This is a genomic window from Leptotrichia wadei (assembly GCF_007990545.2).
Lineage (GTDB): Bacteria > Fusobacteriota > Fusobacteriia > Fusobacteriales > Leptotrichiaceae > Leptotrichia > Leptotrichia wadei.
In genome coordinates this window covers 1,075,986-1,090,811 of sequence record NZ_AP019829.2, presented here as the reverse complement: position 1 = coordinate 1,090,811, position 14,826 = coordinate 1,075,986, and the positions used below count along the sequence as shown (strand labels likewise).

14 protein-coding genes are annotated in these 14,826 nt (G+C 26.9%); all 14 read right to left on the bottom strand.

The window, feature by feature from the left end:
* Window positions 1–102: 102 nt before the first annotated feature.
* The gene (locus tag FVE73_RS05105; protein ID WP_018497976.1) at window positions 103–840 is read right to left on the bottom strand and encodes an esterase family protein; all 738 of its coding nucleotides are present in this window, start codon (window positions 838–840) and stop codon (window positions 103–105) included.
* Window positions 841–863: 23 nt separating this feature from the next.
* Window positions 864–2,063, bottom strand: a complete 1,200-nt coding sequence (locus FVE73_RS05100) for an ATP-grasp domain-containing protein (RefSeq protein ID WP_018497975.1) — start codon at window positions 2,061–2,063, stop codon at window positions 864–866.
* 460 nt (window positions 2,064–2,523) lie between these two features.
* Window positions 2,524–2,691, bottom strand: coding sequence for a hypothetical protein (locus tag FVE73_RS05095; RefSeq protein ID WP_018497974.1), 168 nt, complete (start codon window positions 2,689–2,691; stop codon window positions 2,524–2,526).
* 125 nt (window positions 2,692–2,816) lie between these two features.
* Entirely contained in the window at window positions 2,817–3,404 is a 588-nt protein-coding gene (locus FVE73_RS05090; RefSeq protein ID WP_018497973.1) for a YcjF family protein, read from the bottom strand.
* A 28-nt stretch (window positions 3,405–3,432) separates the two neighbouring features.
* A complete protein-coding gene (locus tag FVE73_RS05085) occupies window positions 3,433–4,773 on the bottom strand; it encodes a hypothetical protein (protein WP_018497972.1) in 1,341 nt (446 codons plus the stop codon).
* Complete coding sequence (locus FVE73_RS10715; RefSeq protein ID WP_018497971.1) at window positions 4,766–5,611, bottom strand: hypothetical protein; 846 nt, start codon at window positions 5,609–5,611, stop codon at window positions 4,766–4,768. Before FVE73_RS10715 ends, FVE73_RS05085 begins: the two co-directional genes overlap by 8 nt.
* An 11-nt stretch (window positions 5,612–5,622) precedes the next feature.
* Window positions 5,623–6,552, bottom strand: a complete 930-nt coding sequence (locus FVE73_RS05075) for a metallophosphoesterase family protein (protein WP_018497970.1) — start codon at window positions 6,550–6,552, stop codon at window positions 5,623–5,625.
* A 107-nt stretch (window positions 6,553–6,659) separates the two neighbouring features.
* Window positions 6,660–7,376, bottom strand: coding sequence for an epoxyqueuosine reductase QueH (locus tag FVE73_RS05070; protein WP_018497969.1), 717 nt, complete (start codon window positions 7,374–7,376; stop codon window positions 6,660–6,662).
* A gap of 146 nt (window positions 7,377–7,522) precedes the next feature.
* Entirely contained in the window at window positions 7,523–8,734 is a 1,212-nt protein-coding gene (locus tag FVE73_RS05065; RefSeq protein WP_018497968.1) for a pyridoxal phosphate-dependent aminotransferase, read from the bottom strand.
* Window positions 8,735–8,842: 108 nt separating this feature from the next.
* Window positions 8,843–9,832 carry an N-acetylmuramoyl-L-alanine amidase gene (locus FVE73_RS05060; protein ID WP_018497967.1) on the bottom strand — a complete coding sequence of 330 codons (990 nt, stop codon included), beginning with the start codon at window positions 9,830–9,832 and terminating at the stop codon, window positions 8,843–8,845.
* Between the two features lie 67 nt (window positions 9,833–9,899).
* Entirely contained in the window at window positions 9,900–10,523 is a 624-nt protein-coding gene (locus FVE73_RS05055) for a hypothetical protein (RefSeq protein ID WP_018497966.1), read from the bottom strand.
* A gap of 3 nt (window positions 10,524–10,526) precedes the next feature.
* A complete protein-coding gene (locus tag FVE73_RS05050) occupies window positions 10,527–12,509 on the bottom strand; it encodes a tetratricopeptide repeat protein (RefSeq protein ID WP_018497965.1) in 1,983 nt (660 codons plus the stop codon).
* 280 nt (window positions 12,510–12,789) lie between these two features.
* Window positions 12,790–13,722: a hypothetical protein gene (locus tag FVE73_RS05045; RefSeq protein WP_018497964.1), complete on the bottom strand. Its 933-nt coding sequence runs from the start codon at window positions 13,720–13,722 to the stop codon at window positions 12,790–12,792.
* Window positions 13,723–13,813: 91 nt separating this feature from the next.
* Window positions 13,814–14,689 (bottom strand): hypothetical protein, encoded by an 876-nt coding sequence (locus tag FVE73_RS05040; protein WP_018497963.1) that lies wholly within the window; start codon window positions 14,687–14,689, stop codon window positions 13,814–13,816.
* Window positions 14,690–14,826: the final 137 nt, after the last annotated feature.

Genomic DNA, 14,826 nt, shown 5'->3' with positions numbered 1-14,826 from the left:
CTTATTGAAAAAATAAAAACTTATTTTAATTAATAAATCTCAGTGCTTCTTTATTTAATTATTTATTTATCATTTAAAAATTTTAATATTTATGATTCAAACTTAAATATCCAAATGTTCCATAAAATATCTTATTTGCAATCTCCACCAGTCCCAGTCGTGGGCTACATCATAACCCCAGAAATCTGTCCATGCTGGAACTTGTTTTTCATAAAGAATGTGTGCTAATTCTCTATTACTTGGAAGCAGTTCACCTTCCCATGCACCTTGCCCAATACATATAATGATATTTTTTTGTCTGTACAAATCTAAATAATAATGATCCCAAGGCATATTTCTCAAGAAATCAACAACAGAATTGTTATAAACTAAATCATCCTTATAATCTCCAAAGAACATTGATGCATCAAACATTCCACTTAGTGAAATTAATGTATCAAATAAGTCAGGTCTACGGAAAAATAAAATTCCCGCATGTGCTCCACCCATACTGCATCCTGTAACAATAATGTCACTTCTCCAAGAAATATCTTGCATTCTAGGTACAAATTCATTTGCAATATAATTAAACCATTTTTCCTGCATTTCTATTCTATATCTTGGATTACCATTTATATCTGACCAGCTTTCTTTATCAACACTTCCAACACAGAATAACTGCAATCTTCCTTGCTCAATATAGTCTGATAAGACATCTATCATCCCAAATTCTTCATATTGATTGCAATCTCCATCTTGTGAAGGAAATACTAAAACTGGTTTTCCAGCATGCCCATATCTTTTAAATTCCATTTCTCTTCCAAGATTATGGCTATATTCTTTTCTGTATTCTACTTGCATTTTTTCTCCCTATAATTTATTTTTTATGCCTTTTCATGTATAAAGTTTATAAACTCTTCCATTTCCTCTTTTGTAGCAAATTTTGCTGTATACATATAATTTCCCATAGCTTCTGAAAAAATGTCAGGCATTCTTTCATCCATTACAATCGCATTTCCATATTTTTGCTTAATTTCATCATGTGAATGAACATAATTGTTATTATCACGACGGCTGGCATAAACACAGTAATTTTTTTCTAAATCTTCATTTAAATTAGCCTTTTCAATTTTATCAAAAGCCACCATATCAGCCCAAATTTGGTAAACATCTGTATTATTGGCATAGTTGTACATATCAGGAGTATATCCGCCTGCTGGTCGCATATTTGCTTCCAATCCAACATAATCTCCTTTTTTACCTAATCCATCTTTATCTTTATTAAGTTTAAAAAATTCCAAGTGAACAAATCTACTTTTTATTCCAAATCCTTTTATGGCTTTTCTTCCTGCATCTAACAATTTTTCAGGCATTTTCTTTTGCACATAATAAAAAACATCAAGCCCATCATTTACAACATCCATAATCGCAGGTTCAAATATACCAGTTTCAAAAAGAGGATTACCATTAGAATCAATAATTGCATCATAAGATACAAGATCTCCATCAACATACTCTTCCATAATATATTTTATATCTTTATTACGATTTTCAAAAAATGCCTTTAACTCTTCTTCATTTTTAATTTTATGAGTGTCGCTCGCTCCAACTCCATTGTCAGGCTTAGTTACAACTGGATACCCAACTTTTTCAATAAATTTCTTTGCCTTTGCAGGTGTTGTCACTAATGAAAAATCTGCAGACGGCACTTCTGCCTTCTTATATGCTTTTTTCATTTTCGATTTTTCTTTAATATTAGCAATTTTGTCAGCTTTTATTCCTGTTGTAATATTAAAATCAGAACGAAGCTGTGCATCTTGTGTAAGCCAATATTCGTTATTAGATTCAAGCCAATCTATCTTTCCATATTTATGAGTAAAAAAAGCTACCGCCTTTAATACTTCATCATAATTTTCAAGACTAGAAACCTTATAATATTCAGTCAAGCTGTCCTTTAATTTTTGATCCAATTGATTATACTCAATATCTGCTATCCCTAATATATTTACTCCATTTTTTTTCAATCTATCACAAAATTCCCAGTTTGTTTTTGGAAATTGTGGTGAAATATAAACGAAATTCATTTTTTATTCATCTCCCTTATTTATTTACAAATGATTATAGTTATTATGTTTTATTATAACATAAAAAATATGTATTTTACAAGTCGCTTATGATACAAATTTCTCAATTTTTTAAATATAACTTTTTAATACTTGATTATTTTTTTCTAATATTTCTATATTTTCAAACTTTCAACAATTCTAAAATTTTTAAATCTTAACCTTTAGGTCTCTTCATTCGTGCTATTATTACATATTTCTCTAATGAATCAAATATACTAAAATTGCTATTGCTATTTTGCTATTTTAAAGTTCAATTTTTTTAATAAATATAATTGCAAATTTTATCTCAAAAAAACTATTTAAAACTTGGTTAAAAGTGATTCCTTAAATATATTTCGCATACTTCAAAAAGGATGTGTAAAAATTTTTGTATAAATAGAACAGCAAAGTATTAAATTTACTGGATTTATCTATTAGTTTACACAAAATTATGAACACTCTCTTCAAAAGGCAACGAACACTCCTTCAATTTATAATTTATAAAATTAAATATTCTCTCTGCATCTTTCTCATCCTCGATAATCATTCCTCTATTTTTAAAAACCATTACTTGTTCTTTGCATGTCAAAAGTTTATGTTTTGTCATTATAGTAATTTCTCTTATAAAAAAGCCCTGCGTAGGTATACGAACCTTGTATTATTTAAAATACTGCAGGGGGTTAATATATTTTATTTTATATTATTTTTTTTAGAATGTCAATTGGGAATTTTTTATTTCTTAGGTGGTTTAAAATTATTTTTAAATTCCTCAATAATATCATCTATATCAAGATAGTTAGTTGATCTTCCTTCTTTAATATATCTGATACATAAATTTTTCAACGTTATTATGTAAGCTTCTCCCATAGCTTTTGTTATAGCAGCAGCTGTTCCAATTGAAGCCACTGAACCAACAATAGGAATAAATTTTAATAGATTAGAAGCGACTGTTCTTCCAATCATAGAAGCTCCGATAACAGTTCCTAGTCCACTAACGATCATTTTAGCTTCTGTTTCAACATTAAATTTTTCATTTATTTGATAAATCATATTTAATTGTATTCCTGAAATAGGAATTGCATCTGCAAAAGGTATCGGTATAACTCCCACTCCACCTGCTGCTACAGAACTCATATCAACAATTTCTCTCGCTTTCTTTTCTTGATACTCTACTTCTTCAATTTCTTCTTCTTGCTTTCTTTTTTTCTCTATCCTTTCATTTTCTTGATCTATTTCCTCATTTTTTCCTGCTTCCTTTTTTAAATTGTTTAACTCTTCTTTTAGTTTTTCAAATTCATTATCATAATAATTTTCGCTCATTTTCAGTATCTCCTATTATTATTTTATATTATTTTTTTAACAACTCATCTAATTCTTCTATAGAATAAATTATTTTTTCTTTTGAAACTCCCATTATTTTAGCATATTCAACACTATAAATCATTTGTTGAGTTGCATTATTTTTTTTTGAAAAAGATTCGATTAATAATTTTTGTCTTTGTTTGTATTCTTCTTGTACTTGTTGAATAAATTCATACAAAGTCCTTGTTATCTCTCTATCGGTTTTTTGTATTCTTTCATAGAATTCTTCTATTAATTTTTGTTCATTTAAATTTTTAATTGTATTAAATATAGAATATAAAAACTTATCTAAATATTCCTTTATGAAAGGCCCATAACGTATAATTAATTCTTTAAATACCAACATTATTAATCTTACCCAAGCGACATAATTTAAATGGAGAATAAATTGTACCATATTGCCACCTGAACGAAGTCCTGCATCAATACCATCTATTAAACAAAAAGTTGTATATCCTATAAGTAACATTAATCTCAGATCTCCATGTTTTTCAGTTGGAATACATTCTTTCCAATCTTTCTTTTCAAAATATCTTTTTTTAATTATCCATAAACTTCTAATCATTAATTCTTGTATTAAAACAGGAATTGACATTGTTACTCCAAAACGGGCATCATATCCTTCTTGAAAAACCCTTGTCATTGTTACAGCTAATGTTTGTCTATCATTTCCATTTTGAAATTTACCAAAATCACACATTAAAAATAACTCCATGAAAGGAATCGGTATTCCTGAACCTCTTCCAGCATTTATTTTTCCTCTTCCACCTGAACTTCCAGATAGATCAGACATTATATGTCCAATCCAATTACAGAATCCGCAAAATAATTTTTCAATAAAATTATTCCCTTTCAATTCAAATTTTCCATCTGATGTATCAATATTAAATATTTTCCCTTCACTAACAAATGTTGCAGTAGATGTAAATTGATTTAATATTGAAAAAAATAATCCAATAATATCAGGTGAATGGCTTAGTGACTTTATATGATGATTTTTAGCTCCCATTTTAAATAATTTGTTTACATCAGTTGTATTTCTCTGATCATAGTTCACTCTAAATTTACCTTCAAGAAATCCTATCGCAGAAGCTACATTATTCTCATTATCTATTTTAGGTTTCCAACCACTCACTTTAGCAAATTTTTTTACTAATTCATCTGCTCCATCATCTGTCAAACTTCCTAATTTACTTAAACTAGGATTTCCAACAAAAAAGACATCAATAATTCCTGCAATAGCTCCACTAAAGCCGGCAATCATGAAATCATACCTATCACAGGTCGACAACTTCCATTCTTTTTCTTTCAATTCGTATTTATTCATTTGACACAAATTCTCCTATTTTAGTCGATAACGATTCAGAAATATTCATTAATGTTGCTAATCGTTCTTTATTTTCTATCGAAAACTGATTGTAATCATTATTGTACTTTATTAATTCAAATCCATTTTCCATATTATCAGAAATTTCTTTTATTTCTTTTTCAGACATTAAAACTTTAATATCTAATTTCATTATTTTCATCATTTCTTTTTTTATTTCTAATATTTGTTCTTCAATTTTATCGGCAGCTTCTTTATTTTTACCATTTAAGATTAATCCAGCACCTAATAATGCACTTCCTCCTATAGCCCAACCTATTGGTCCTGCTAATGCTAGAAGCGCTTCCCCACCTACAATTCCACCTCCTCCTGCAGCCAATGCTTCTCCACCAAGCCATGCTAATGCAGCATTTGTCGCAGCAGCACCTGATAAACTTGCTATTGCTGTTCCAGTAGAAGCCGTTCCAAACGTTGTTGCTATTGCCATCGCCGCCGTTGGAGCAAATGCAGCGACTCCTGCACCAGCTAATGCTCCTGCACCAGCCACAGCTGTTGGAACTACTTTTGCTTGATTAACCTCTTTCGCTACTTCTTCAATTTTATTGTCAAATTTTTTTATATTCATCTCTATTTTACCTAAAATAGTTTCAAACTCTATTGGTTTATTTGACAACTTCTGAATATAACTACTAAAATTTTTAAGTATTTCAACAGCATATACTTTTTTCTCATATAATGATTCAGAGTGATTTACAGTATTAGCTAATGTTCTTTTGTAATCTTCATATACTTCCTCTAAATCTTTTTTTGCTCTTTCTTTCAATTCTGCGTTAAACATATTTTATTCTCCTACTTTTCCAATATTCTTTTTAATCTAATTAATTTTTTTAGATTTTCTTTAACTTCTAATAAATTTTGTTCATCTTTTTTTGTTTTATCTGTTTTATTTTCTAAATCTATTATATATTCTTTATAATCCTCAATCAATTTTTCATATTCTTTTTTTCTTTCTTCTTTTCTTTCTTCAGTTAATTTCTTTTTTATTTGTTTTATATCAAATTTTTCTATTTTAACATTATTATTTTTTAAAACAAACAATTTCTTTTCCTTTAACTCAACACATCTTAAAACATCAGTAGAAAAACATCCTGAATCTAAATTTATACAATTATTTTTAATGCTAATATCTTTTTGTGGGGTATGACCATAATATACGATTTTTCCTGTATTATTTTTTTTATACCAATCATCTCGAGTCCATAATAAATATTTAATTTCTTGATCTTCCAAATTTTTAGAAAAATCAATTCCTGCATGAACAAATAAATGATTTTCACTCTCAATGATATGTGGCATTTTTTCAATAAAATTAAATAACCATTTTTCTTCATAGAATTTATTATTTTTCCAATATTCATCTATTGTTTTTTCTTCTGTTTGATGTTCAAAAAAAGATTTTATAGTAACATTTCCACCATTATATAACCAATTTAAACGAGTATTTTCATCGCTTATTGATTCAAAAAGCATATTTTCGTGATTTCCCATTAAGTGAATAATATTATATCCTTTCTGAATCATTTTTTCATACCAATTATATAACTCAAAAGAAAATTTTCCTCTATCACAACTATCTCCAAGAATCAGTAGTAAATCTTCTTTTTTCAAATCTATTTTCTCCATTATTTTTTCAAACAAATCAAATCTTCCATGAATATCCGTCAAAACAAAAATTTTTTGATAATCATCTTCTTTAATTCTTCTTATATTTAGTTCCATTTTCCCATCATCTTCCAAATTATTCAAATTAATTTTTATTTATAATTTAAGCTTTGTTAATATTATACCTCAAATAAAAGATTTTTACAATTTATTTTATAAAAATCCTACTTATACTCATTCAAGTCGATACCCTGATCCAATGCTGCAAAAATGCACCCACAATAACATTGACGATAAACATCGTATTCTGCGCACATATCGACTGAACGCTTGTAACCATTATTTTTCTTGAAATCTGATGGCAAATAATTCACATCAAAAATCTCTTGAATCTCTAATCCAAGAGTGTTTATCAACTGACTATTTTTGTGAGGACTTAATGTTAATGCACTTCCAAAATAATCAAATCCCAATTCTTGGGCCTTTTTTGCAACAATATCTAATCTCATTTGAAAGCAAACCGTACATCTTTCTCCACCTTCTTTTTCATTTTCCAATCCTTTCACAGCTCGATAAAAGTCAGCTGGTTTATACTCATCCTCAATAAATCCGACATTATTTCCTGTTCTTTCATTAAATTTATTTATAAATTCCTGTTGAACTAAAGCTCTTTTCTCATATTCAGCTTTAGGATGAATATTGTTATTAGCAAACAACACAGTTACATCAGCATATTGTGTAAGGAATTCTAAAGTATAGGTGCTGCAAGGTGCACAGCAGCTGTGAATCATTATTTTGGGACGAATATTTTTACTTTTCCAATCTGAAATCAATTTTGTTAAAATTGTATGATAATTGACTTTTTGATTAGGATTCATCCTCTCTAAAATTTCTTTTGCATTTTTTATATCCTTTTCAATAAAGTTTTCTTTATTTTCCATAAAAATTATTTTCTCCTTTTTTTAGTCATTTGTAAAAGTATAAAAATTTTAATAAATATAATATTTCTAAACTTTTATAAAAAATTAGACTTGCTCAAATAATTACAAAAAACTAATTTTGAATTACTAAACAAGTCCAAAGAAATCTATTTATTTATTTTGTTATATTCTTCTAAAGCTTTTTTCAGTACTTTCATTCCATTTTCAATTTCAATTAAATTATGAGTACAAAATGAGAATCTGGCTTCCTTTATACCTTTTCCAGGTGTTGTATAAAATCCTGGTCCTGGTGCAAATGATAATGTTTGATTTTCATATCTAAATTCTGTTAATAGCCAAATTGCAAATTTTTCAATATCATCTACAGGCAATTCAGCAATTAAATACAATGAACTGCTTGGCTTGTATGTTACAACACCAGGTATTTTAGTAATATTGTTGTAAATCATATCCCGTCTAACTTTATACTCCAACTTTGTATTATCAATGTATGTATCCAGCGTATTTATCAAGTTTGTACTGGCATATTGTTCAATTGTTGAAACTGATAATCTAGCCTGGCAAAATTTTAATGCTTGTGCCATAAAATCTTTATTTTTAGAAGCGATAACACCAATTCTTGCTCCAGTTGCACTGTAGTGCTTAGAAATACTATCCACAAGAATAACTCTATCTTCAATTTCTGGAATTGACATAAATGATTGATAACTTTTTGCAATTTCTTCATCATAAATAAATTGTCTATAAACTTCATCTGTAATTATGTATAAATCATATTTTATCGCAATTTCTTTTATCAATTCCGTTTCTTCGGGTCTAAAAACAATTCCTGTCGGATTACTTGGATTAGAAAACATTATTGCCTTGGTTTTTGGGGTAATTAATTTTTCAATTTCTTCTCTTGCTGGTAAATGATAATGATTTTCAATTGAAGTTTCAATTGGAACCAATTTTGCATCTGCAATTCTCAAAAAACTGTCATAATTTGTATAATATGGCTCTGGTACTAAAACTTCATCCCCAGGATTACAAAGAGTTTGAAGTGTAATTTGAATTGCTTCACTTCCACCTTGAGTAATCAAAATTTCTTCTGGTAAAAGATTAATTTCAACTTTTTTATAAGATTTAGAAAATGACTCTCTAAGTTCTATTATTCCAGCTGAATTTGTATATTTTACAATTTTTTCTTTATAGTTATTCAGTCCTTCAAAAAACGTATCTGGCGTTTCCACATCAGGTTGTCCGATATGTAACTGATACACTTTTACTCCATTCCTTTTAGCTTCATCAATGTACGGAACTAATTTTCTAATCGGTGAATAGTGCATATTTAAAGCTCTATTTGAAAACTTTTTCATTTTATAATTTTTCCTTTCTTCTCATTTTCTTAAATTATCTGTTTGCTGAAAAGCTCTACTGTCTGTGAATAATGTTTTTCTTTTGCTATAATAAACTTTTTAAAAATACTACTTTTTATTATATTTTTCATTTAATGCTTTTAAAATAGCAAATGTTTCAACATCCATTTCACCACTATAATTTGATGGTCTAAAATGATGCTGGAATGCTTTTATTACGTTTTTAGTTTGTTTATCCCAAGAACCTGTTATACTAATGCCGTATCCAAATTTGTTTAATTCTCTTTGAACGTCAGAAACAGGTGTCATACTTAGTTTAGTTTCATATTCTCTTTCATAGTTATTTTTTGTCTCGTTGTCATACCACATTCCAATATTATACTGAGTATATAGTTCCCTCCAAGGAAATAGTGGACCTGGATCAGATTTTCTTTGTGGTGCAATATCTGAATGTCCTAAAATATTCGTCGCAGGAATTTCATATTTATCAGCTAAATATTTAACTAAAACAGCAACTTCCTTTATTTGAAAATCTTTATATGGCACAAATGTTCCACTGACATCTCCACCATTTACAATTTCAATTCCAATTGAAGTGTCATTTAAATTGTTTCTTCCTTTCCAATCACTAACTCCAGCATGCCAAGCTCTCTTATTTTCATCTACTAATGAATAAACTGGTTCTGATTTGTCATCTGAAACCAGATAGTGTGCACTTACTTCATTTTCTGTCAAAGTTTTTAACGATGAATCTCTATTTCCCGCTGTATAATGTAAGATTATGAATTTTTGTCTATAATCTTGACCTTGTGAGTTATATGAAGAAGCATCTACTTTAACTGTTCCTGCTGAATTTGATATTGTTTCAGTTCCTCCTCTTTGAGTATTTGTGTTTACATAACTATTTTGTCCACTATTATCATTTTTTTTGTTTTTATTAGGACCCGATTGATCTTTCCTTACTTGTCCATTATCATCAATACGTATTTCTATTGGCTTTTTAACATCTTTTGAAACATCTTGATTGTTTGCATTTAATATATTTCCGACAGATAATATTGATATTAAAAATAATATATTTGCTACATTCTTTTTCATTTGTTTGTCATCCTCCTATTTTAATAATTTTTTTTACTTATTTTATTTTTAATTACTAATTTTTCTATTACTTAGTTCCGTTCTTTTTATTAAATTTTATAATATCATTTTTTAAATAATAAATAATTGCTAATATTGCAATAGTAATTCTCATAATTGCAGTAATATTTCCATCAAAATCTAGCCATATCATTATAGAAATTATAGTATTTATTGCTGAAATAATAATTAAAAATATATTTTTTCTACTTACTGCAATAAAAATAAACATTATTGCTGAAAATATAAATAAGACTCTTGTACCTCCAATAAACATAGTGTATGAACTTACAGTTGAAGCTATGTCATTTATATAAGGTGAACTTGTTAAAATCACACGGGAAATATTTATACAAATTAAACTTGCTATAAATATGAAAAAACAAATTATTAAATCTCTTGTATCTTTTTTTATTTCCTTTTCTTTTTCTTCCCTAGTTCTATCACCTTTTTGAATACTTTTATCTTCAAGTTGAAATACTGAAAGAAATAATGTAATCCAGAAAAGTGCTTCAACAATTCCAAGCCATGTTGTTATATGAAAAAGTCTATTATTTGTATATTCATGAAAAATTGAATTATAAAAGCTACAATTTGCAAATATGTAAAAAATAGATATTACTACTGCCACTATTTTTTTATAAAAAAGCATAATTTATTCTCCCGAAAATTTATTTATCCAGCTCAAATAATTTGAATCTGTAATATTTAGGGCCTCTATATTTGCTTGAAAGTTAACGTCATCATCAAATATTTTAAATATAATTGGTGCAAGTATTTTTAACGTTTGTGTTTCAAATATTCCGTGAATATTCATACTGTAAATAAGAGGTTTTTGAAATTTTAAAAGCTGGCTATTTGTCTCTTTTATTTCATATAAAAGTGCTAAAAGATTTATTTTTTTAAGATCATTATTTCTATCTTCAAGTACCACATCAATCTGATCTGACAGAAGTTTTTTATATCTCCATGACTGATGTTCTTTATGAATCTTACTTTGTATCAGAAATTTTAATTTAGGCGAAAATAAAATTAAATTATTTAAGTTTCTTTCATATTTTATAGAAAAATCTCTCTCAAAAAAAGTACTTACAGCTTTTAGTAAATCATTTTGAACACTATAAATATTATTTTCATCATAAATTTTATTAACTAAAATTGATTTTTGCTCATTAAATGTATCATAAAGATAAATCTCAATTTCATATTTCTCTACATTTGGCATTTTTAAAATATTTCCTGCAAGAACAAAATTTAAATTATTATTTTGTTGCCTTATCAGTTTCATATAGTCAGTACTATAACGTTTTTTAGATACAAATAAACTTTCTTTATTATAAGCTATTGCCAATTGATAATTTAAATTTGTTTTATAATGCAAATTTTCATTTAAGTACAATGGTAATGAAACAGCCAGATTTTCAGCTAATTCTGATTTTTCTCCTATCGAAGTGAACGTAAGTATAAGAACGTTTGGTTTTACCCGTCTACTTTGATTTAGCATAAACTCTGGATGATTGAATCCATAATACCAAATTGGCTTGTTTGTTGAAAAAAAGTGATTTGAAATACCTTCATTATTACTTATACTTTCAGAATTTACCTTCATTTTCCAAAAGTAGTCTTCATAATGCATGAATTTCTTATAATGTTCAATCCAGGGAAATTTAGATGTAAATTTACACAATTCTAATCCTTCTTTATACAAGTTTCTAACTTTATAATATTTTAAAACATTTAAGGCCGTATACGCATTATGTTTTTCAGGATTATAATAAGCAAGTACATATTGCTTAAACTCATCATAAAGTTCATTAAGAATATAAATACTTGATGTAATATACATTACCTCTGAATTGTATCCAGATTCTTTTAATGCATTTATTAAAAAGAAGTTTCCACTTTCCTTATCGCCTTTTTTAAAGAAAACCATCGCTCTCATCATTTTTGCACGCCAATTTCCATTTATTTCAGATAATTTTTCAAGTTTGCTTTCATACTCTTTAACATTTCTCTTTTTAACAATGTCAAAGTACTTCTTAAATGCTGTTGCTGAATTTGGATTAATTTCAAGCGCATCATAATATTTTCTTTCTGCTTCAGGAGCTTTTCCACAAAGTTCCAAAACTTCTGCATACGCTATACATAATCCTTCTGTTACATTATCAATATTCAAATTTTTCTCATACAGCTCGAGAGCATTTTGATAAGCTCCTATTTTTGTATGATAAGTTCCAAGCAAAATTAGTTTTCTCTCAAAATTTTCATCTGTCGCATAAAATCTCAGTACAGCTTCCTTTACTTCTGTATAGATTCCCTTTGAGAAAGCATCTTGGATTATTGGATATAGTCCATCCATATTATTCCAATTTTTTCTTATAGATGGATACAGTTTTTTATCAAGCCAGTCTTTTTTGGGCATCTTAAATTCTTTTCCAAAATCATCATAATAGGAAATATCCGTAAAATCTTCTGTGTAATTACCGTTTTCCATCATTTCCGACTCATTATTCGTAATATCATAAATTTGTCTTCTGATTTGAACATTTTTGGCAGTATTGCTATTATTACCGTTGCCAGCTTTTTCCTTTTCTTTATCTTTCTTTTCGGAAGATTTAAAAAAATCGAAAATCCCCATACATCCTCCTATCTAATATAATATTTACAGTGATTCTTCATTGTTTTTTTACTTATAATTGTTTTTAAAGTTCAAAACTTAATTCCAAAGTGTAATCACTATGTTATTGTTATGCTATAAATAGTATAGCACAATTTTTTTAAATAATACATTATTTTTATACTTTATTATTTTATCATAAATAATTTGAAAACACAACGTACTCAAAATGAAAAATGTTTAAAATTTAAAATAATTTTAAAAAAAGTGGAATTCTTATTCCACTTAAAATTATTTTTATTTATTCTAAATTCAAATCATCACTATTATTTTCTTTACTATTGTTTTCATTCCTTTTTTCATCTTGCTTTTTCAAATAATCATATTCCACATTTAAAAATACTACAATATTCATTACTATTCCAGCGACTCCTAAGATTCCTGAAAAAAATCCGCATATAACAGAAGCTATAAATCCAATGTAGGTTGGCAAAAAAGTAAATATCGAAATAGAAAAAGGTACTATAAATATTAGATTTATCAATACAATTATAATTGCTGGAACTATTATTCTAAATCTATTTTTTTTAGATAATTCTAAATTATATTTAAACGAATCCCATATTTTCATATTTCTAACATAAAATATTTGAAAAAAATAAAGAATATTCAATATAAATGCAAGTATAATTGCAACATAAGCTATCAATGGTATTGCAATTAGAATATATCCGACAAAATTTGAATGAATCTCTTTAGTGGCAATAGCAAGAATAGTTGTTATTAGCAGTAAAAGCATTACTACAATCATAATTGCAACTATGAATAACAGAGACAGCCCAATATATTTCAAATATTTAATAAAGGCATTTTCAAAACGATATTCCTTTTCTCTTCCTTCAATTTTATAGCCTGACTTCATATAAATTATTACTCTTAATAGTCCTAATCCAAGTGACACTATAACAATACCAAAAAGCACCAAAATATTGGAAAAAAGTGCTCCAAGAATACCACGATTATCGCCAGTACTTTCTGCAATCTTTAAACTTATCCCAATGTGTTGTATCAATATATTGGAAAAAAGCAGCCAAGTATTTCCGATTGTAAGCAAAATAAACCATAATTTATTTTCTTTTAAAAATATCTTTAAAAGTTCAAATGTTTTTGAGAAATATTCTCCTAATTTAAATTTTCTTTCAAACAGATCTTTTTGTAAGTTTTCAAAATTCATAACTCTCTCCTTCTTTTTTATTTTGACAAAAATATTAATTTCTTATTTTAGAACTTTTTATTAATTATAATTTATATAATTTTCAAAAAAATTATTTTAATTCCTTTAAATCCATATACTCCACATTAAAATATATAAGATTTTCTGTTATTATTGTATACAAAGTTGAAAAAGTCTTAACAATTCCGCTAGTTACAGATGTAACTATTCCTAACATTTGTAAATTTCCAATCGCCATTCCAGCAAAATGATTTAAGGCATAATTAATAAAAAATGCAATTAATGTAATCATTATTATTGGAAGTAATATTCTTAATCTTTTTCCCTTACTTAAATATAAATTATATTTAAATGCTTCCACTAAATTGACATTTCTTAAATAGTATATTTGCTGTAAATATAAAATATTAAGGAATAAAACAAGATATATGACAGATACTATAAATAATCCAGAAGAGCTACCTAAAAATAATGAAAGTACAACAATGAACATCATTAGAACTATCCCAATAATTAAATATACTGCTATCATAGTTACGAATTTAAGAATAATTTCTCCTAATTTAAAATTACTTTTTCTCATTTTTTCTCTTTTTTCTTCTTCCATCTCAATTTCTAGACCTGCTTTTTTTCGTATAATTACTGCTACAAACTGAATAATTAATGAAATTAAAGCATACAGCAAAAGCATAGAAAAAAGTCTGGATAAAAGTGAAGCATATTCATTTATATTTTCTTGCATTTTTTCATTATTTATTTTTTTTGTAAATTCATACATCTTTATTGCCTGCTCTGTAAATGGAAACGTAATAAAAAGTACCATAATAGTTGAAAATATAAAATATAAAAAAACTATCAAAGGATGATTTTTTACAAACATTTTAAAAATTTCAAATCCATTATTTAAATATTCCCACATCGAAAAATACCTGCTTCTCATATTATTTCTTAAATTGTATAAATCCATAAAATCTCCTTTCTTTTATTTTACTTAAAATTCAAAGTTACGATATATTTGACAAGCAATAAAATTATAGCATACTTTATTTATTTTTAAAAATTTTTTTATAATTATATTTTTCTAAGATAAATATAATTAACTAT